Below are 18,751 nucleotides of genomic sequence, written 5' to 3'. Positions count from 1 at the left end.
CATGATGTGCTGGTGGGCTGGTCGCACTCTGGTTTTTTATTTGATAAAACAGGAACAAGAATATGGCAACAAATCCGCAAGTATTAAGCAGCAATGGCAAGGTGATTTTAATTACAGGTGCCAGTTCAGGCTTGGGCGCAGGCATGGCACGCGAATTTGCTGCACTGGGTTATAACCTGGCCTTATGTGCACGCCGGCTGGAACGGCTGGAGCTGCTAAAAGCCGAGCTTGAGCAACAATATGGCATTACAATTGCCATTCAAAGCCTTGATGTCAATAATTATGACCAGGTGTTTAGCGTGTTTCGCGAGTTTGCTGCGCAGTTTGGCAGGCTTGACCGCATTATTATCAACGCTGGCGTGGGTGAAGGCCGCCGCATTGGCAAGGGTCATTTTGAGATTAACCGCAAAACTGCCGAAACCAACTTTATTGCTGCACTGGCGCAATGCGAAGCGGCGGTTGAGATTTTCCGCAAGCAAAATCATGGACATCTGGTGACGATGTCTTCGATGTCGGCCATGCGGGGTTTGCCAAAACACCTGTCTACGTATGCTGCCAGCAAGGCCGCACTGGCGCATTTAACCGAAGGCATCCGTGCCGAGCTGATTGATACCCCCATTAAAGTCTCAACCATTTTCCCGGGCTATATCCGCACCGAACTTAACGAAGGCGCCAAAAAACTACCATTTGAAGTCAGTGAAAAAGTGGGTAGCAAAGCGCTGGTTAAAGCCATTGAAAAACAGCCGATCAAGGCCTATGTACCCGACTGGCCATGGAAACCATTAGGCTTTTTGATGCGTCATTTGCCGTTGCGACTGGTCAATAAATTAAGCTGATTGTTAGCACCCATCGTATTTAAAACAAATAGATTCAACAGGGAACAGGGCATGAGTTTAATTAATTTTCCAATAGTTGATCCGCATATTCACCAGTGGGATCCGTACCATACGCCGCATCGGGCTGCGTTGCTGGTCAGGTTACTGGGTAAAGATCCACAGCTGATGGATCAGGTGGCGCGAAAAGCCATGGCAAAGCCGTTGGTAAATTCACTGGGTCTGACCGATTATGCACTGGCACCGTATTTACCAGCCGATTATGCTGCTGATCTGGACAATGCTGGATTGGCTGGCGATCAACTGTCTGACCAGCAACAGTCCGGTTATCAGGTCGAGCAAGTGGTGCATATTGAAGCCAGCTGGCATGACCATAAAGGCACTGGCGTGGTAGGCGAAACCCGCTGGGTGAAACAATTGCCGTTTGAACAGCATGGCATTCGTCTGGGTGGGATTGTCGCTACAGCTGAGTTTAGCGACCACCGGTTTAAAAAAATCCTCGAACTGCATCAGGCACAAACGCCCTTGTTGTGCGGCTTGCGGCGCATGGCATCGCATCATCCTGACTGGGGCGTGCATCAATGGAGCGATGAAGCGCATTTGTATACCAGCCGCAAGTTTCTGACAGGCTTTGAACAGTTTGCCAAAACCGGCCTGAGCTTTGATGCATGGGTATATTCCAGCCAGATTCCCGATGTCACCCAACTGGGCAGGCGTTTTCCAGAAACGCCGATAGTCCTGGATCATCTGGCCACACCCGTTGGACTGTTTGGGCCAGTGGGCAACCATACCGGGGTAACGCATGCTGCCCGTCAGGACATTTTTGCACGCTGGCAAGATGATATTGCGCAACTGGCTGAACAGCCCAATGTGTATGCCAAAATTTCCGGCCTGATGATGCCGGTACTCGGCCATGCGTTTTATAAAAACCGCGAGTTGGCCAGTGCCAGCCAGATGGTTGATTTACTTTCTCCACTCATTGAACATGCCATTGCCGTGTTTGGGGTTGAGCGCATCATTTATGCCTCCAACTTTCCCATGGACAAGGTCAATACCAGCCTGAGCAACCTGATGGAGGCTTATGCCCGCATGATTCAGCCGTATGGAGATGCTGCCATGCATGCTATTTTCCGCGATAATGCCAAGCGTTTTTATCGGCTGGATTAATAAATTAATTCATTTAAACGAAAAATTTTATCAGAAAAACTGGCTGTATGATGAACGTACAATCTGGATTTCCGTGAGAAATATGAAAACTAAGTTATTGAGTATAAAAATATTTATGGAAAATTTTTTGCACTGTAGCGTGAATTATTAAAATTATGCGTATGGGAAATATGCATTTTAGCAGTGAAAGAAACAGTCTGAGTAACCGTCTGGCGCAATTTGTATAAAAGCTGGTAGAAGCTGTCAAAACTTTTGTCTTAAAAAAAATAATACTGCCAGTTAAATATAAGCCTATGCAAGCAATCAGGACGCAACCAGCCATGAATGACAACAAAAATCGTGCAACCCGCGCTTTGCAGCCTCCAGTAACTAAATGGAGTTCGCCCAAAATGAATCACTTTAAAATCAGCACAGCAGCTATTCAGGATAACAATCGCCAAAGTACACCCCATGCCAAGAATGATCAGGCCAATAATGGTGATAAACAACGTAACTCTAGCAAGGCTAGCATTATACGCATTCATCATTTAAATTGCGGCACCATGTGTCCGGCCTGCCAAAAGCTGATTAATGGCTATGGCAGCTGGAAAAAACCGGCCCGGCTGGTTTGTCATTGCCTGTTGGTTGAAACCACCCTCGGATTGATTCTGGTGGATTGTGGCTTTGGCAGCCGTGATATCCAGAATCCCCGTGGCCGACTGGGGGACACTTTTTTACGACTGGCCAGACCCACGCTCGACAAGACCGAAACGGCGCTGTATCAGATTCAGGCGTTGGGTTATGACTTAAAAGAGGTACGCCACTTGATGCCAACGCATCTGGATCTTGATCATGCTGGCGGCTTAAGTGACTTTCCTGATGCCAAAGTGCATGTGCTTGAGCCGGAATTCCTACAAATTGTACAAGCCGAGATGCGAGACCTATTGCGTTTCCGTTCAGTGCAGTTTGAGCACCAGCCACAATGGGTGGTACATAGCCAGCATCAGGATCGGGCACAAAAATTGTGGTTTGGCTTTGAAGCCATCGCCCCAATTGCCGAACTGGCTGATGACTTGCTGTTGATTCCATTGATCGGTCATACCAAAGGGCATGTGGGTGTTGCAGTACGGCAGGATAAAAAATGGCTATTGCATTGTGGTGATGCCTATTTCCATCACAGCCAGATTAGCGCACAGCCACGCATGCCAGCAGGCCTGCGGTTTTTTGAAAGGCTGGTTCAGACCTACGCGCAACCACGGCGAGAAAACCTGGCGCGCTTACGACAACTGGCGCTCCAGCATGCTGACGAAGTATCGTTATTTTGCGCCCATGATCCAGAGGAGCTAAGGCGTTATCAGGTTAGTTAAGACAAAGATAGTCAGCCTAGGGCAGTCAAGGCAGGATTAACAAAATAATAGTTAGCTAATTAATAAATAGCTCAATCAGCGAGACAATGTTCTAACTGTTCTGGTTGCTGGCACTTTAACCCATCGCAGGAAGTATGCTGGTTAAGCGCTTGCTGGTCATGACGCCCCCATTGTAATCGGGCTTAAATATCTGTTCAGTAGTCTATGGCTTCCTTGTTAAGGTAACTGAGAGCCTGCCATGAAAATGAACCAGATCATCCTGATTTCTGTTTTTTTACCCTTGTTCCTGATTGCCACCTATGTGCTGTTCAGTACGTCGATGATAAGCTATCACTAAGCCATTTTTTGAGCAAAAACACACAGATTTAATTAAATAACGTGCAATGGATAAAATAAACCAAAATTTTTGTTGACTGGGAAGCCACAGGCGCGTATAAATGCCACCTCTGCTGCGGGGTGGAGCAGTCTGGTAGCTCGTCGGGCTCATAACCCGAAGGTCGTTGGTTCAAATCCAGCCCCCGCTACCATTGTTTAATGAGACAATGGTAAAGATTTCTGAAATACAAGTTTTATAGTCCAGTCTCTCAGACTGGACTTTTTTTATGTCCAACTTTTATCTGCATGTAGTGCCATTAAATCACCTACAGGGATTGATAAGCCCCAGCTTCATAATTAGTAAGAAATATTTACGTTTATATTAAGTTATTTTTAAAAATAATAGATTTGATTATTTTTTAGGCGTACACTGAAGCCTCGAGAAGCCAAGATGGCTCCGCTTAATAGAAGATAATAATGATACCTTATGTTCGACTGGCCTATGCCAGTACGGCAACTGCCAATCCGGCGCATATCCGCAATGATCTAATCCAGATTTTTGAATCTGCCCAGCAGTATAATTTTAACCATCAGCTTACTGGCGTACTGCTCTACGGCAATGGCTATTTTTTCCAGTATATAGAAGGCAGAAAACCCGAGGTTGACCGCCTGTATCAGCACTTGCTAAAGGATTTGCGCCATCAGGGTGTTTCACTGCTGTTTTACGATGTGGTAGAGCAGCTCAAGTTTGACCAGTGGGGCTCGTGCTATACCCATTTTGAACCACCTATTGAACATTTTTTCCGGCAGCATCAGCTGGCAGGCTTTAATCCTTATTTACTCAATAATCAGCTGATCCATTCATTTCTCGATGTGCTATACAGCCGTAATTCCAATAGTTCTGCCAGTGCTACGCAGGCATTAAGAGGACTTGAAGCTAATCAAAGTAGTTATGTCATGAGCCTTAAGGATATGGCCACTGTGGGTGTGCTTATCCTGTTAATCCTCATTCCATTGTATTTAATTGTTACCTTAATGCCGAGTACATCCGGTTTTTTCCTGTTTTAACCCAGCTTTGTGAAGATTAGATTATTTTGTTTAACTAAACAGATATAGCACCGATTTTTTCTCGTTTTACCATAAAAGGATAGGAAATGAAGGGAGAGCAGCATGATTATTGACTTACTGGTACAAGACAATCCTAATGTCTCTTTTTCCATTGATGGCGAACCTGCCTATATGGAAGACGATTTATACATTCACCGCATTACGTCCGGCTATGAAAAACTGTGGCAACAACTCAAGCTAGAAAAATTCATGCATGTGGCGCTTAAAAAAACTTTCCAGCATACATTGAGCAAGGTTTATCTATACGATTTACAGCATCATACGGTGCTTGACGAAATCGGGTTTTGTGAAGTGATGACGATTCATTAGACTTTTTTACTGAACTTGTACTTTAATGATTGCCAACACTATCTAGACTAAGGACTATCTGTGCCATGAGGAAAATCTATGAACCCTTATGTAAAATTTTGCCTAATGATTTTGACATCTACACTGGCCATGTTTGCCATGATGTACAGCAATGTGTACCAGGCTGACCATATCTACTTCAGTGAAACCCGGGTCTACATGGCAATATTTATGGGCGCGGTTATGGCAATTATCATGCTGGCCTTTATGCAGGGCATGTACAAGAATAAAAAACATAATATGATGGTTTATGCGGCCAGTATAGTTATTGCTACATTATCATTATGGCTAATGCGTTCCCAAGCCACGGTAGATCAGGTGTCATGGATGAAAGCCATGATTCCACATCATTCTATTGCTATTCTTACCAGTGACCGCGCCAGCATCCAAGACCCACGAGTGCGAGCACTTGCTGATGGCATTATTAAAACGCAAAAACAGGAAATTACCCAGATGCAACAACTGATTGATGAGCTGGAGCATGACAAAAAAACAGTAATTCAGTGAGCTTGTCTAGTTTGTAAATTCCACTTTTTATCATTCGTATAAAAAGTGGAATCAGCCTAAACGGGTGGTTGAGGCTGGTATAGCGCAGGATTAGCCAAACCCTGCTGAATCAGCTTTAATGTGGTTACATTAGAGTAAAAATCAGCAAGCTGCAAGCGAATCAACTGATCCAGCACATGATGCTGGTTGAGGGCTGCAATAGCTTGTGGCAAAAAACGGTTCCCGTCGTTAATCAGGTGCTGCTTGCTAATGCCAATTTCTTCCAGCAATTCGGATACCGGATAGGCGCCATACACTTCAAAAAACACATCAATGCCAGTGAAGATCAGGCGCTGCAAATATTCAGTCTGGCGTAACTCACGCCACAACTCATAAATCAGCACAAAAAATTCTTCAATGTCCAGCGCTTCAATGCCGCTAGACAATTCATTGAATGGAATGTCTTTGATATTCAGCCAGACTTGCCATGCAATATCTTTTAATTCTTCAGCATCCAGATTCAGTAATTGTGTACCCTGATTCTGGATAAACTGGCTTAAATGCTGCTCAGCAATGGATAACAGTTTTTCTTCCTGCTGTAACAACAGTTTCATCAAACGTGGCAGCAAAGGGGTTTTGGCCATCCAGCCGCTGCCCAGTTGCTCAGAAATTTGTTCACGCCAGTTGGGCAGCTGTTTTTTAAGCAGGCTTGAAATAATCTGGCCAATCACCTCATGCGCTGCCGGGCTTTGCAACACGGCCTGTACCAGGTGGTGACGTACCTGATCCAGCTCCAGAATCTTGTCAATCCACTGTTCTAGCTGATGGCTGGAAATCAGGGTTTGCAGAGTAGGCGCCAGATGATTGGCTTCACTATACAAGCGTTGCGCCATCGCACCAATCAGTTCAATGACACCAGCCCCCAGATTCAGGTCAAAAGCATAGACCTGAACCACATCACGAATACTTTGGGCACTGACCACTTCTTCCAGTGTAATGTCCTTGCCCTGTTCCAGACAAAAATTAATCAGGCTGGCTGCGTGATCACTCACCTCGGCATCACTCAGGCGCGCTTTGACAAACGCCACCTGAGCTTCAAGTAACTGTTCAGCCAGAATGCGTGCCTGCGTTGCAGGATCAGAGGATGCTACAGTTTGATTTAAAGCCTGATCAGGTGTCTGAGCGGATGACTGGGTCATTAAGGATTAATCTCCGGCCTGCCAGCCATTCACCAATGGATAGCGACGTTCGCGGCCAAAAGCCCGGCTGGTAACACGTGGGCCGATAGCTGCCTGACGGCGCTTGTATTCGTTCCTGTCCACCATCTTGATAATCCGGTTTACCACATCACAATCAAACCCTTTTTCCACCAGTTCAGTCTGGCTCAGGTCATGCTCAATGTAGCCCTGTAAAATGGCATCCAGAATTTCATATGGGGGTAATGAATCCTGATCCACCTGATCCGGGCGTAACTCGGCAGAGGGTGGACGGGTAATCACACGTTCTGGAATAACCGGACTTTCTTCCAGCGAATTGCGGTAGCGGCACAGCTCAAACACTTCAGTTTTGTACACATCCTTAAGCACATCATAACCACCAGCCATGTCGCCATACAAGGTGGCATAACCCACTGCCATTTCCGACTTGTTGCCGGTGGTGAGTACCAGATGACCAAACTTGTTGGATAGTGCCATTAGCAATGTGCCACGGGTACGGGCTTGCAGATTTTCTTCGGTAACACCGACATCACTGTCCCCAAAGAATGGATGCAAAGTATTGGCAAAGCTATGCACAATGTTGTGGATTTCAGCCACGTGATAAGCCACATTCAGGCGCTTGGCCTGTGCAGCCGCATCGTCTAAGCTAATTTGCGCAGTATAGGCAAATGGCATCATCACGGCATTTACACGTTCTGGCCCTAATGCATCAACAGCAATGGCAAGGCACAGGGCAGAATCTACACCACCTGAGAGGCCCAGAATGACACCGGGAAAACCGGAGCGGTTCACATAATCCCGGACACCAACCACCAGCGCTTGATAGGTTTCGGCAATAGGCGATAACGCGGCAACTGCTGGCTGCTGGTTAAAGGCATGCTTTTCGCAGTCAAACTCCACCAGCAATAGCTGTTCACTAAAGCGATTGGCTTCAGCAGCAATACTGCCATCGGCATTTACTGCCATTGAACCGCCATCAAATACCAGATCATCCTGTCCACCCACACAATTGACATAAGCCAGCGGGATTGCATTGGTCTTGGTCTGGTTTTGCAATAATTCCTTGCGACGGTCATGCTTGCCGGTTTCAAACGGTGAGGCATTGAGCACCACTGCCAGATCAGCGCCCAGTTTTTTCAAATGGCAAATCGGTTTTTCCTGCCAGATGTCTTCGCACACCAATAGCCCAACTTTCTGGCCTTTGATTTCCAGAATCACATGCTGGGAACCGGTGGTAAAATAGCGGCGCTCATCAAAAACACTATAATTGGGCAAATACTGCTTGTGATACACACCCAGAATCTTCCCATCACACAGCACTGCTGCCGAGTTATAGCGCGGCTGTTGTTGAGGATTCGGCTGGGTGGCATCATCATCCTGATGCGGATAACCCACCACCATGGTAATGCCATTAACCTGCTTGAGAACATCCAGCGCGTGACGCACCCGCTTGTTCATGCTGGCACGTAACAACAAGTCTTCAGGGGGATATCCGGTTACTGCAAGTTCAGGGAAAACAATGACATCAGCACCTTTTTGTTTGGCTTGTTCAGCAAGCTGTACCATTTGTTTTGCGTTTGCCAGGAGGTCACCAACACGGGGGGAATATTGCGCCAGGGCAAAAGTTAACACACTCATAATAATCCGATTTCCTTAATACCCTAACCAGTGGCAGGGTAGGCGTTACACTGCATTGTTGATTGGCGAATGCGATATGACTGTTATAAATTGCATTGCGACAACAAAGGCTTATAGTGCAAAAAAGTCATTAAAATTAGCAGATATTGTACTGCATTTATGTTGCCGATAGAAAAGTTTCGACTAAAGAAGCTCCTAAAAACTGCGAAATATCATAACATTCAATGTTCTAAAACCGAGTTCCTGATAGCACCCTACTATTTTTAACAGTAAATTAATGTAAAGAAGTGATGTAGTAGGCTTATAGTATAGACTGTTTTTTAATGACTGCTGACTGGCAAAGCCGAATAAGGCTTGGGCTGGTGATCGCAGGCTAATACACATAACAGTATATCGTTCTGCAATGTTTTGCAGCGTCTAAGCTTTATGGATAGGCCCTGATTTGCTAAATCATTTTTTGCGTCTAAAAGCCAGCCGTGACCTAACGCTGGGTGAAAAAAGTCTGGCTTATTCTGTTTTTCATGAGCAGCTTGATCTGGACACACCCCGTATTTGTGCCAGTTCATGGGTAATCCGGGGTTATGCTATTAGCCCAAATGGTCATATTTATTTTAATCCCGCAGATTATCTGGATGACTTTTCCAAAGCACCCTTGGGCAAACAAGCCTGGTTTATTCATGAAATGACCCATGTCTGGCAGGTACAGCAGGGCATGAAGGTGATCCGGCGTGCGGTACTGGATCGGCGTTACCAGTATTTGCTAAAGGAAGGCAAAAGCTTTTTTCAATACGGCATCGAACAGCAGGCGCAAATGGTACAGGACTTTTTTATTCAGCGCAGTTTGGGTCAGGACTGCCGCGCACTGGAAAATTGCCTGCCATTTTTTGCCAGATCTACCACAGCAGTACCTCCCTCAGTCTAAGGCCATATAAACCTCAGACCCTATTTGTCATGAGCTTTATATTAATTAACAGGTGTAGTCTGCCAAGCCATATGTTTAAGCCAATTGATCGGAAAAATACTGTTTAAGCTTGGAGAGCTTGGGTGGAATGGCAAAATTACAATAGCCCTGGGTTGGATTCTTGCTATAAAAATCCTGATGATAGCTTTCAGCCTCAAAAAATGGTACTGCCGGGCTAAGCTCAGTCACGGCATGAATGCCTTGCTGTTTGAGCTGTTCAATCTTGGCCTGTGCACTCTGTTGCTGCTGTTCATTCTGGTAGTAAATCACTGAACGATACTGACTGCCGACATCATTGCCCTGACGGTTTAAAGTGGTTGGATCATGGGTGGCAAAGAAAATATCCAGCAGGGTTTCAAAACTAATGATGCTGTCATCAAAATCCACTGCAATCACTTCAGCATGGCCTGTTGCACCGGAACATACCTGTTCATAGCTGGGATTGGCTCGTGCGCCGCCTGCGTAGCCACTAATGACCTGGCTTAGCCCTTTAACCTGACGAAAAACGGCTTCAGTACACCAGAAGCAGCCACCACCAAAGATTGCCCGTTGCTGTGCCATTGCACTCTCCTAATCAATACAAGCTAACATGATAGAATCTAAAAATTTCTCAAGAATCATTTTTAACTAATTGGCTGTTGAGCTACCAGCCTTGCGTAGCGTAATCAGTTTATCACCCTTGTTGTCCAGCAAAATCAGATAGTCACTTTCAAACCGGTAGGCTGTAGTACGGTTTAATGCGTCACTAAAATTGCGTGACATAGTTTCATTACCGGGAATGCACGCCATTCTGGTACTAGCCATCTGGCCGAATTTCAGGCTGGTCATGTCGGCCTGATAGCTGCCCATAATCCGGTTGCAGCCATCATTGCCGGAAAAGCGCTGGGTATTGGCATCAAGCTGAAGGGCAGGACGTAACTCCGAATTTACCGTGGTGCTGGAACCATCCATTGGCTGGATGAGTTCCCAGCGTGAGGCGGTTAGAATTTTAAGCGGATTGGAAGTGGAAATATCCGCCTTTGCTTGCAGCTCACCTGCCTGATTTAGGGAAGGGGTTGTACTACAGGCTGCCATTCCAATAGTGGCACAGGCCATCAGACCATAAAAAAAATGACGATAATGCGGAAAAAAATTATCAAGGGACATTATTGGTGTTTTCCTGTTTTCTGCTGCAACGATGATTTATCAAAGCAGAAATCTGGATAACACTCTATAGATGCTATATGGCAACTATGTCACCGAATGTTGATTTGAATATTATTCGCTGCACATTGTGGTGATAAGTTCACTTTCCCTTAAATGTAATAAAAACAGGATGCTAAGGCACAGGCTGAACGGTGGGCTGATGCCGGATAGCGGCAGAAAAAGCAGCAGAGTTACTTTGGCCAGACGGCTTGCTAGATTGGGCATAGCGCTCGGCATAAGGATTAATATAAGCCTGCTGCTGCACAACGCTAAAGGGTAATTGCTGGTTTAGCCCGCGGTGCTCATAAATATACTGCGGCAAATAGCCACTTAAAATAATGCGATAATCCAGCGGTAACCCCGGGTCAATCAGCCGGGCCATGTTAAACACAATGGTGGTGCAGTTACTGGTCAGGGTATTGTAGAAGCGTGGCTGTTGTTCAAGCTCACGCGCTTCTTGCAGATAACTATTAAACAGGCTGCGGATGGTTGCCTTTGAAACCTGCATGCGGTACAGGTAAACCTGCTCTCGCCGGATATTGGTGCGGGTATAGATAATATCGCGTTCATCAGCAGCAATCAGGCTTAATTCAAATTTGCGAAAAAAACCGCCAAACGTGGAAAAAGCTTCATGCTGTTCACGGCGGGTTTCAATGGAAAAGGTGACATACTGGCCATCACTAAAGCCAAAGCTCAGCAGCACATGGGCAATCTTTGGCCCCATCCAGTATGAGGTAATAACATCCAGCGAGGACAGTTTGTTGAGGTCATAGTGACGGGTTTCCCAGCGCGAGGTAAAATCCGTAGGGCTGCGCCAGTCAAAGTTTCTGACATGATGCAGGGTTACCAGATTGCCTGCCTGTTCAACTTGCAATTGCCGGGCAACATCAGGCGCCCATGGTTTGTTTTGTTGCGGTTGAATAGTATGCCACCAGCCTAGCAGAATCAGCCAGCACACGGCATAAACCCCGGCAACCCCAAAAGCTCGTTGTGTGGATGAATGTCTGGTAAACCAGCCTGTCAGCACGGCAATACTAAGCAGCCACCAGCCTATAATTATAGTAATGCTTAACCACGCACTTACTGGCAACTGAAACCACAACGCCATACTTGCCCATACACCTGAGCACAATACAGCAAGCATCAGCAGCACTTGCAAGACAAACGACAAGCCCCGTTTAAGGCGATGGGCCAAAGCGTAGTTGCCGTTTTGCCGGTTCATTCAGCAGTGATGCGTTATAAAAGAACGGGCTGGCGCTGGTAGCGCACAAATTCAAAGGCGACCCCGGTTTTTTCATCCTGCATAGGCTGGCGGCTAATGGCCTGAAAGCTGTCGGGAACGACGGGATAAAACGTATCGCCCTGAACGTCAAGACTGACATGGGTGAGTTCTAGCCGGTCAGCAATGTCCAGTGTTTGCCGGAAAATTTCGGCACCACCAATAATAAAAATGAATTGCTGTTGCAATTGCTTCACATCGGCACTGGCCAGATTAAGGATGTCATCCAGCGTATGTGCAACCTTCACCTGATCGGCCTGCCAGCTTGTATCACGCGTGAGTACCCAGTTAATACGGTTGGGTAAGGCGCGGCCCATCGAATCATAGGTTTTACGGCCCATGATAATCACGCCATTTTGGGTAATACGCTTGAAGTGCTTGAGGTCTTCACTTAAATGCCAGGGCAGCTGGTTATTGACACCAATGCAATGCTGCTCATCCATAGCAACCACATGCACAATTTCCAGTCCGTTCCAGGCCATATTGATTTCTCTTAATTTAAATAGGGTGAGAGAGCAAACTTTATACCGCAACAGGTGCCTTAATTGCCGGGTGATGCTCATAGCCGACCAGTTCAATATCTTCAAATGTAAAGTCAAACAGGTCAGTTACTGCCGGGTTAAGTTTCAATTGGGGCAGAGGCAATGGATCACGGCTAAGTTGCAGTTCGGCCTGTTCAAAATGGTTGCTATACAGGTGACAATCGCCGCCGGTCCAGACAAAATCGCCTACCTGCAAATTGCACACTTGCGCAATCATATGCGTGAGTAAGGCATAGCTGGCAATATTAAATGGCACACCCAGAAAAATATCAGCACTGCGCTGATACAGCTGGCAGGATAATTTGCCATCCTGTACAAAAAACTGAAACAGTGTATGGCAGGGCGGTAGTGCCACTTCATTGGCTTCACGTGGATTCCAGCCGGAAACAATCAAACGGCGCGAATTGGGATTGGTCTTGATTTCATTGACCAGCCATTTAAGCTGGTCAAAACCATCATTGTTATAGCTGCCATCAGCGGCTTGTGTTGCGCCAAAATTGCGCCACTGGTGACCATATACCGGACCCAGTTCGCCAGCTGGACGGCCAAAACGTGCAGTTTGTTCGCTGGTCGCCCATTCATCCCAGATGGTGACTTTATTGTCCTGCAAATACTGCACTTTGGTGTCACCACGCAAAAACCACAACAGTTCTATGGCAACCGAGCGAAAATGCACCCGCTTGGTGGTGACAATTGGAAAGCCCTTGGACAAATCAAAACGCATCTGATGACCAAAAACTGACACCGTACCAGTGCCTGTGCGATCTGACTTTTTGCCACCGTGTTCAAGCACCAGTTTTAATAAATCAAGATATTGTTGCATAGCAGTCCAGCCGGTTTTGCGATTAATCAGAGGCGTTATTATTGGATAGAACCAATAAAAAAGCCACCGTAAAAGTGGTGGCTTAGAAGTAGATTTAGGCTGTTCTTAAGTGTTTTTCTGCAGACCCCAGTCATAAATTCGGCGCTGGTAGGCATACCACAGCAGCCACATGCCAATGATAATCATGGGGAAGCTGAGCATTTGCCCCTTGGTAACCCAGCCCAGCAGGATAAAACCCTGATCGGCATCCGGCTCACGGAAAAATTCGACAAAGAAACGCGCTATGCCATAGCCAATCAAAAATATTGCAGAGACGGCCATACGCGGACGCGGCTTGGCACTAAACCACCATAGCAGGATAAACAGTAAAATGCCTTCCCCCAGTGCCTGATAAAGCTGGGAAGGATGCCGTGGTAATTTGTCCACATGCGGGAAAATCATGGCCAGTGGGTAATTGAGATTTTCAACCGGACGCCCAACCAGTTCACCGCCAATAAAGTTGCCAATACGGCCAAAAAACAGCCCAGTGGGCACGCAGGGTGCAATAAAATCCAGCGTCTGAAAGGCTGTTTTCTGGTATTTGCGCGCAAACAGCACCATGGCCAGCATCACACCCAGAAAGCCGCCATGAAAGCTCATGCCACCAGTCCAGACCTGAAATAGCCAGAGCGGATCGTCCAGAAACTTGCCAAATTCATAAAACAGTACATAACCAATACGCCCGCCCAGAATCACCCCAATTGCCCCATAAAACACCAGATCGGACACCATTTCCGCAGTCCAGCCATCGCGGGATTTTGTGCGATATGTGGCCAGTGCGTAAGCCGTCAAAAAAGCCAGTACATACATCAGGCCATACCAGTGTACTTTAACAGGCCCTAGGGATACGGCGACAGGATCAAACTCAGGGAAGACCAGCATAATTATTCCAGTACGATTTTTCAGCGTGGTTTAGCAAAGTTAAATTGCAAAGTAGCGGCATTCTAGCGCATTCTATAGCCCAAATTGTGACTGTTTTTATTTGAAATCTATGTGCATTACTGCGTTGGCATGGCAACTACTGCCGGATCGTCCGGTTTTTCTGATGAGTAATCGCGATGAGTTTTATGCGCGTGCATCAGCACCATTGGGTGAATGGATTGATAGCACTATTGTTGCCGGACAGGATTGTGTGTCGCATGGCACCTGGCTTGGCATGACCAAACAGGGCAAATGGGCTGTACTCACCAATTACCGTGAACCCCAGTCGGCACAAGCGCATGATCGCTCGCGTGGCTTACTGGTGACCGATTATTTAAACAGCGACACTTCACCCATGGCCTTTGCACAACAGCTGGCTGCCCAGCATAGCTATGCCGGTTTTAACCTGATTGTGGGTAATCTGGAGCAGGCCGTGGTGCTGAGTAACCGGGGCACGCCACCCACACCACTGGCCAGCGGGTTATATACCTTGTCCAATGGTTTGATTAGTGAACCGTGGCCAAAAATGGAGCGCCTGCGTTTGCGCGTAACTCAGGAGGTCTTACCATTAATGCTGGCCAGCAAAGCCGGGCAACCCGTGCCAGAGGATGTGGTGAATACGGTATGGCACATTTTGAATGACCGTATTCAGGCTGAAGATGATGCGCTACCTAACACTGGGATTAGCCCGGATTGGGAAAAACTGCTATCGTCGATTTTTATTCAAACGCCAATGTATGGCACCCGGGTATCCAGCATTCTGACGCTGGACAGGGAAGGCTATGAATTTCTGGAAAAAACTCATGTGCCTGAACAGCCAGAACCAGTGTTGATAAAAACGGGTTACTGGAATACATAGCCTGATTATGGGGCAGGGCTGGATTGCAATTGTTGCAGGGTTTTATGTATTGCCTCATGAAGGCTGTCACTGGATAAATCAGCCAGTTTGACCGCAACAGCAGGATATTTTGCAGCAACCTGCTGTCCACCGGGACTTTGGTAAAAACCAATAAGTGCTTTCATATCCTGTTCGGAATAAATTGAACCGTACGCCTGAATCAGATCACTCAGCATTTTTTCCTGATCAATATTTTGCTCGAGATTGGTAAAAAAGCTTTCAGGGGTATCTGGCGGAAAACTACTGCGGGTTTGCTGTATGACAGACTGAATGGTGGCTTGCAGCATTTTCTTGGAATTATCTAGCGTGACAATTTGCTGGGCTAGCGCCAGTTTTTCTGGGGTAAGGTTATTGAGTGCTGCATAACTTGGACTAACCCATAAGCCTGCTAAAATTAATGCCAGTAAAGGTTTCATTGCAGCCTTCCTTTGTTGTTGAAAACAAGTTTTTAGTATTAAACCAGACTTTCCCTAAACAACTGCATGGCCTGCCCACGATGGCTGATTTTATTTTTCTCAGCCTTGTCCAGCTCGGCACTGCTTTTGCCAAGTTCAGGCAGCCAGAATAGGGGGTCATAGCCAAAACCGGCTCTACCACGCGGCTGCTTCAGAATTTCGCCCTGCCATACTCCTTGATAAATCAGGGGTAAGGGATCATCCTGATGGCGCACCAGTGCCAGCACACAAACAAAATAACCCTGAATGACTGTGGCTGTGCTAGCGCGGTACGGTTTTAAATCGTCTAGCAACTTCTGGTTGTTCAAGGCATCATTACCATGCTCACCGGCATAGCGGGCAGAATAAATCCCCGGTGCGCCATTTAATACAGGCACACATAAGCCCGAATCATCCGCCAGTGCAGGCATGCCTGATAATGTGGCTGCATGGCGTGCTTTTAAAATGGCATTTTCAATAAAACTTAAACCATCTTCTACCGCATCAGGAATGTCAAAATGCTTTTGGGGAACTACCTGAATCGGCAGGTTTAAGGTTGAAAAAATATGCTGGAACTCGGCAATCTTGCCTGCGTTGTTACTGGCCAGAACCAGCTGATCTTGCGCTAACCAGTCGTGCTGCATATTTTTTCCAATTGTGATGTGCTGTTTAACTGACAGTTTAATGAGATAAGCAGGATATAAAAAAGCACCCTGCAGTAGGGTGCCTTTTCATTTAAAGTTTTCAATTGAACTTTTTAGTCCATGGTCTGGAACCAGCGATCGGCACGGTCACGCGCGGCCTGAATATCCTGTTGGGTCAGGTTGGCAGCCAGCTTCAGGATCTTGCCCTGTGCCTGCTTGCTGACATTACGATCCAGCATGCCATCACGTGAAGCCAGCTCATACCACTGATAAGCAGAAGACATGTTCTGGTTACGCTCTTCAATCAAAGCCAGATTGTAGCTGGCACGATTATCACCCTGTTTGGCCGCTTTTTGTAACCAAAGCTTGGCATTATTAATATCCTGTTTCACACCACGGCCTTCAGCATACATTTGCCCAACGTTTAGTTGCGCAGCTGATACACCCTGATCTGCCGCTTTTTTGTACCATGAAAATGCCTGAGCAAGATCAGCATTAACACCCTGACCCAGCTTGTAACGGGTTGCCAGATAAAACTGGGCAGGCGCACTACCAGCCTGTGCAGCGGCCTGTAAGGAAGGCACTGCCATAGTGGCATAATTGGTCGATGCGTTGACACTGGCCGGGTTCATAATGAGTTCGGCATGCGCAGCACCCGCTGTAATGCCAAGGCTTAGCATGAGAATAGCAACTTGTTTTTTCATGTTCGGCTTACTCGATAAATTGCAATCTCCCCAAAAAGGTTGGGGATATGCTTCATTAAAAAGCTTCCTTGCTGATCACCATTGACCGCAAGACGGTTAATTATGTGTATGTGATTTGCGGCACAAAGGGCTTCAAAGTCACGAAAGGTACACAAATGGATATTTGGCGTATCGTACCACATATATGGCAATGCGTCAGATACAGGCATTTTTCCCTTTATACCTAAATAGCTTCTGGTTTTCCAGTGGGCAAAATTGGGAAAAGTGATAATTGCCTGCTTGCCCACCCGTACCATATCCAGCAACAACTGGTCAGGCGCTTCTACGGCCTGTAAGGCCTGTGCCATCACCACAAAGTCAAAACTCTGATCATCAAAACGGCCCAAACCTTCATTAAGGTCTTGTTGGATAATGTTTAAACCACGGCCAAGCGCTGCGGTAATCTTGTCTTCATCAATTTCCAGACCATAACCATTGATGTGCAATTTACGCTGCATGTGCGCTAAAAGCTCGCCATCACCACAGCCCAGATCCAGCACACGTGAGTGAGGTTTAATCCATTTTTCTGCCAACTGTTGATCAAGACGCATGGGTATTGCCTCCATCAACATCCGAATTTTTTATTGAGGAATGTGTAAAAGAATGTGTATTTTGCAGCTGATTCTGTGGATACAAGGGCGCACTTAAAAAGGCTTTTAGGCTATTCACATAGCGTGGAATCGGGAATAGGAAGGAATCATGGCCTTGCGGCGCATCAATATCCAGATAGCTTACCGGCTGACGGTTCTTAATCAAAGCATCCACAATTTCCTGCGAACGGCTGGGGGCAAAGCGCCAGTCGGTGGTAAAGGAAATAATGAGGAAGCGACATTGCGCACGGCTCAATGCTTGGGTCAGGTTTTCATCATGATCGCGCGCCGGATCAAAGTAATCTAGTGCTTTGGTCATAATCAGGTAGGTATTGGCGTCAAAGTTGCGGCTAAACTGTTCACCCTGATAGCGCAGATAGCTTTCTACCTGAAATTCAACATCGTAGCCATACAAGAACTTGCCGGATTTTAGATCACGGCCAAATTTTTGCTTCATGGCGTCATCAGACAAATAGGTAATGTGTCCCACCATACGGGCCAGAATCAGGCCGCGCTTCGGAAAAGTATCCTGCTCCAGATAGCGCCCGCCATGAAAGTCCGGGTCTGACAAAATAGACTGACGTGCCACTTCATTAAAGGCAATATTCTGGGCAGACAGTTTTGGCGTACTGGCAATCACCGCACAGTTTTTAAGGCGATCAGGATAATCCACTGCCCATTGCAGCGCCTGCATACCGCCCAGTGAGCCGCCAATCACGGCATGCCAGACCGTAATTCCCAGACGATCTGCCAGTAAGGCCTGGGTATGCACCCAGTCGCGCACTGTCACTAATGGAAAATCCGGGCCATAAGGACGGTTTTCATTATCAGGATTGGGTGAGGTTGGGCCAGTAGAGCCGTGACAGCCACCAATATTATTGAGTGCGACCACAAAAAACTGATTGGTATCAATGGCTTTGCCGGGGCCAATACAGCTTTCCCACCAGCCGGGCTTATTGTCCTGCGTGCTGTGATAACCCGCTGCATGATGATGGCCGGACAGCGCATGGCAAATCAGGATGGCATTGGACGCATCATTATTTAAGCTACCATAGGTTTCAACCATCAGTTCGAAGCGCGGCAGGGTGCGGCCGCATTCCAGCAATAAGGGTTGCTCAAAATGTTCACAGCGTGGTGTTACAAGACCTACTGAGTCGGCAGGAAACCCGTTAGCAGTAGACGAGTCAGACGATAAACCCACGATAAAAAATTAT

Annotated in this window: 21 protein-coding genes and 1 tRNA gene; 9 read left to right on the top strand and 13 right to left on the bottom strand. The window is 46.8% G+C overall.

The features are described 5' to 3' along the window. The first annotated feature begins 62 nt into the window (after window positions 1-62). The 7 genes from E2B99_RS11710 (at window position 63) to E2B99_RS11680 (ending at window position 5,644) form a co-directional block, all read left to right on the top strand. On the top strand, window positions 63-836 hold the full coding sequence (locus tag E2B99_RS11710; protein ID WP_134245120.1) for an SDR family oxidoreductase: 774 nt from the start codon (window positions 63-65) through the stop codon (window positions 834-836). A gap of 51 nt (window positions 837-887) precedes the next feature. Continuing rightward, window positions 888-2,000: an amidohydrolase family protein gene (locus tag E2B99_RS11705; protein ID WP_134245118.1), complete on the top strand. Its 1,113-nt coding sequence runs from the start codon at window positions 888-890 to the stop codon at window positions 1,998-2,000. Window positions 2,001-2,320: 320 nt separating this feature from the next. Continuing rightward, window positions 2,321-3,346: an MBL fold metallo-hydrolase gene (locus E2B99_RS11700; RefSeq protein WP_205669676.1), complete on the top strand. Its 1,026-nt coding sequence runs from the start codon at window positions 2,321-2,323 to the stop codon at window positions 3,344-3,346. 450 nt (window positions 3,347-3,796) lie between these two features. After that, window positions 3,797-3,873: transfer RNA gene (locus E2B99_RS11695), tRNA-Met, on the top strand. A 265-nt stretch (window positions 3,874-4,138) separates the two neighbouring features. Continuing rightward, the gene (locus tag E2B99_RS11690) at window positions 4,139-4,729 is read left to right on the top strand and encodes a BLUF domain-containing protein (RefSeq protein WP_134245116.1); all 591 of its coding nucleotides are present in this window, start codon (window positions 4,139-4,141) and stop codon (window positions 4,727-4,729) included. Between the two features lie 102 nt (window positions 4,730-4,831). After that, window positions 4,832-5,098: a hypothetical protein gene (locus E2B99_RS11685; protein ID WP_134245114.1), complete on the top strand. Its 267-nt coding sequence runs from the start codon at window positions 4,832-4,834 to the stop codon at window positions 5,096-5,098. 78 nt (window positions 5,099-5,176) lie between these two features. Next, window positions 5,177-5,644: a DUF305 domain-containing protein gene (locus E2B99_RS11680; RefSeq protein ID WP_134245112.1), complete on the top strand. Its 468-nt coding sequence runs from the start codon at window positions 5,177-5,179 to the stop codon at window positions 5,642-5,644. A gap of 56 nt (window positions 5,645-5,700) precedes the next feature. Here E2B99_RS11680 and E2B99_RS11675 read toward each other — a convergent pair whose 3' ends face one another. Together E2B99_RS11675 and E2B99_RS11670 are read right to left on the bottom strand one after the other, a co-directional pair. Beyond that, window positions 5,701-6,822 (bottom strand): hypothetical protein, encoded by a 1,122-nt coding sequence (locus tag E2B99_RS11675; protein ID WP_134245110.1) that lies wholly within the window; start codon window positions 6,820-6,822, stop codon window positions 5,701-5,703. 6 nt (window positions 6,823-6,828) lie between these two features. After that, the gene (locus E2B99_RS11670; RefSeq protein ID WP_134245108.1) at window positions 6,829-8,478 is read right to left on the bottom strand and encodes an NAD+ synthase; all 1,650 of its coding nucleotides are present in this window, start codon (window positions 8,476-8,478) and stop codon (window positions 6,829-6,831) included. A 442-nt stretch (window positions 8,479-8,920) separates the two neighbouring features. Here E2B99_RS11670 and E2B99_RS11665 point away from each other — a divergent pair, with 442 nt between their 5' ends. Beyond that, the gene (locus tag E2B99_RS11665; RefSeq protein ID WP_166739042.1) at window positions 8,921-9,400 is read left to right on the top strand and encodes a type IV secretion protein Rhs; all 480 of its coding nucleotides are present in this window, start codon (window positions 8,921-8,923) and stop codon (window positions 9,398-9,400) included. Window positions 9,401-9,475: 75 nt separating this feature from the next. Here E2B99_RS11665 and msrA read toward each other — a convergent pair whose 3' ends face one another. The 6 genes from msrA to lgt form a co-directional block, all read right to left on the bottom strand. Beyond that, window positions 9,476-10,000 (bottom strand): peptide-methionine (S)-S-oxide reductase MsrA, encoded by a 525-nt coding sequence (msrA, locus tag E2B99_RS11660; RefSeq protein ID WP_134245104.1) that lies wholly within the window; start codon window positions 9,998-10,000, stop codon window positions 9,476-9,478. Between the two features lie 66 nt (window positions 10,001-10,066). Next, on the bottom strand, window positions 10,067-10,585 hold the full coding sequence (locus E2B99_RS11655) for an META domain-containing protein (protein ID WP_134245102.1): 519 nt from the start codon (window positions 10,583-10,585) through the stop codon (window positions 10,067-10,069). Between the two features lie 172 nt (window positions 10,586-10,757). Then, complete coding sequence (locus E2B99_RS11650) at window positions 10,758-11,846, bottom strand: DUF4105 domain-containing protein (RefSeq protein ID WP_134245100.1); 1,089 nt, start codon at window positions 11,844-11,846, stop codon at window positions 10,758-10,760. Window positions 11,847-11,860: 14 nt separating this feature from the next. Then, window positions 11,861-12,385 (bottom strand): dihydrofolate reductase, encoded by a 525-nt coding sequence (locus tag E2B99_RS11645; protein ID WP_134245099.1) that lies wholly within the window; start codon window positions 12,383-12,385, stop codon window positions 11,861-11,863. A 40-nt stretch (window positions 12,386-12,425) separates the two neighbouring features. After that, window positions 12,426-13,268: a thymidylate synthase gene (locus tag E2B99_RS11640; RefSeq protein WP_134245098.1), complete on the bottom strand. Its 843-nt coding sequence runs from the start codon at window positions 13,266-13,268 to the stop codon at window positions 12,426-12,428. Window positions 13,269-13,373: 105 nt separating this feature from the next. Continuing rightward, window positions 13,374-14,189: a prolipoprotein diacylglyceryl transferase gene (gene lgt / locus E2B99_RS11635; RefSeq protein ID WP_134245097.1), complete on the bottom strand. Its 816-nt coding sequence runs from the start codon at window positions 14,187-14,189 to the stop codon at window positions 13,374-13,376. A 109-nt stretch (window positions 14,190-14,298) separates the two neighbouring features. On the opposite strand from lgt, the gene E2B99_RS11630 reads away from it, so the two are divergent. Then, window positions 14,299-15,087, top strand: a complete 789-nt coding sequence (locus E2B99_RS11630; RefSeq protein WP_134245096.1) for an NRDE family protein — start codon at window positions 14,299-14,301, stop codon at window positions 15,085-15,087. A gap of 5 nt (window positions 15,088-15,092) precedes the next feature. On the opposite strand, the gene E2B99_RS11625 is transcribed toward E2B99_RS11630, so the two are convergent. The 5 genes from E2B99_RS11625 to metX all read right to left on the bottom strand — a co-directional run bounded on the left by E2B99_RS11625 (window position 15,093) and on the right by metX (window position 18,738). Continuing rightward, window positions 15,093-15,542 carry a DUF2059 domain-containing protein gene (locus E2B99_RS11625; protein WP_134245095.1) on the bottom strand — a complete coding sequence of 150 codons (450 nt, stop codon included), beginning with the start codon at window positions 15,540-15,542 and terminating at the stop codon, window positions 15,093-15,095. A gap of 38 nt (window positions 15,543-15,580) precedes the next feature. Next, on the bottom strand, window positions 15,581-16,204 hold the full coding sequence (gene rdgB, locus E2B99_RS11620; protein WP_134245094.1) for an RdgB/HAM1 family non-canonical purine NTP pyrophosphatase: 624 nt from the start codon (window positions 16,202-16,204) through the stop codon (window positions 15,581-15,583). Window positions 16,205-16,317: 113 nt separating this feature from the next. After that, complete coding sequence (locus tag E2B99_RS11615) at window positions 16,318-16,908, bottom strand: tetratricopeptide repeat protein (protein ID WP_134245093.1); 591 nt, start codon at window positions 16,906-16,908, stop codon at window positions 16,318-16,320. Then, on the bottom strand, window positions 16,905-17,498 hold the full coding sequence (metW, locus tag E2B99_RS11610; RefSeq protein WP_134245092.1) for a methionine biosynthesis protein MetW: 594 nt from the start codon (window positions 17,496-17,498) through the stop codon (window positions 16,905-16,907). Before metW ends, E2B99_RS11615 begins: the two co-directional genes overlap by 4 nt. Next, a complete protein-coding gene (metX, locus tag E2B99_RS11605) occupies window positions 17,488-18,738 on the bottom strand; it encodes a homoserine O-succinyltransferase MetX (RefSeq protein WP_134245091.1) in 1,251 nt (416 codons plus the stop codon). Before metX ends, metW begins: the two co-directional genes overlap by 11 nt. Window positions 18,739-18,751 lie beyond the last annotated feature (13 nt).

Origin of the sequence: Alkanindiges illinoisensis (assembly GCF_004377485.1) — a bacterium.
In the GTDB taxonomy this organism is placed as follows: domain Bacteria; phylum Pseudomonadota; class Gammaproteobacteria; order Pseudomonadales; family Moraxellaceae; genus Alkanindiges; species Alkanindiges illinoisensis_A.
This window is presented reverse-complemented; position numbering and strand designations above follow the sequence as displayed.

Bases quoted from the DNA above. Each gene is read 5' to 3' on its own strand.
- E2B99_RS11710 (WP_134245120.1), top strand. From the start codon at position 63: ATGGCAACAAATCCGCAAGTATTAAGCAGCAATGGCAAGGTGATTTTA.
- E2B99_RS11705 (WP_134245118.1), top strand. From the start codon at position 888: ATGAGTTTAATTAATTTTCCAATAGTTGATCCGCATATTCACCAGTGG.
- E2B99_RS11700 (WP_205669676.1), top strand. From the start codon at position 2,321: ATGAATGACAACAAAAATCGTGCAACCCGCGCTTTGCAGCCTCCAGTA.
- E2B99_RS11690 (WP_134245116.1), top strand. From the start codon at position 4,139: ATGATACCTTATGTTCGACTGGCCTATGCCAGTACGGCAACTGCCAAT.
- E2B99_RS11685 (WP_134245114.1), top strand. From the start codon at position 4,832: ATGATTATTGACTTACTGGTACAAGACAATCCTAATGTCTCTTTTTCC.
- E2B99_RS11680 (WP_134245112.1), top strand. From the start codon at position 5,177: ATGAACCCTTATGTAAAATTTTGCCTAATGATTTTGACATCTACACTG.
- E2B99_RS11675 (WP_134245110.1), bottom strand. From the start codon at position 6,822: ATGACCCAGTCATCCGCTCAGACACCTGATCAGGCTTTAAATCAAACT.
- E2B99_RS11670 (WP_134245108.1), bottom strand. From the start codon at position 8,478: ATGAGTGTGTTAACTTTTGCCCTGGCGCAATATTCCCCCCGTGTTGGT.
- msrA (WP_134245104.1), bottom strand. From the start codon at position 10,000: ATGGCACAGCAACGGGCAATCTTTGGTGGTGGCTGCTTCTGGTGTACT.
- E2B99_RS11655 (WP_134245102.1), bottom strand. From the start codon at position 10,585: ATGTCCCTTGATAATTTTTTTCCGCATTATCGTCATTTTTTTTATGGT.
- E2B99_RS11650 (WP_134245100.1), bottom strand. From the start codon at position 11,846: ATGAACCGGCAAAACGGCAACTACGCTTTGGCCCATCGCCTTAAACGG.
- E2B99_RS11645 (WP_134245099.1), bottom strand. From the start codon at position 12,385: ATGGCCTGGAACGGACTGGAAATTGTGCATGTGGTTGCTATGGATGAG.
- E2B99_RS11640 (WP_134245098.1), bottom strand. From the start codon at position 13,268: ATGCAACAATATCTTGATTTATTAAAACTGGTGCTTGAACACGGTGGC.
- lgt (WP_134245097.1), bottom strand. From the start codon at position 14,189: ATGCTGGTCTTCCCTGAGTTTGATCCTGTCGCCGTATCCCTAGGGCCT.
- E2B99_RS11630 (WP_134245096.1), top strand. From the start codon at position 14,299: ATGTGCATTACTGCGTTGGCATGGCAACTACTGCCGGATCGTCCGGTT.
- E2B99_RS11625 (WP_134245095.1), bottom strand. From the start codon at position 15,542: ATGAAACCTTTACTGGCATTAATTTTAGCAGGCTTATGGGTTAGTCCA.
- rdgB (WP_134245094.1), bottom strand. From the start codon at position 16,204: ATGCAGCACGACTGGTTAGCGCAAGATCAGCTGGTTCTGGCCAGTAAC.
- E2B99_RS11615 (WP_134245093.1), bottom strand. From the start codon at position 16,908: ATGAAAAAACAAGTTGCTATTCTCATGCTAAGCCTTGGCATTACAGCG.
- metW (WP_134245092.1), bottom strand. From the start codon at position 17,498: ATGCGTCTTGATCAACAGTTGGCAGAAAAATGGATTAAACCTCACTCA.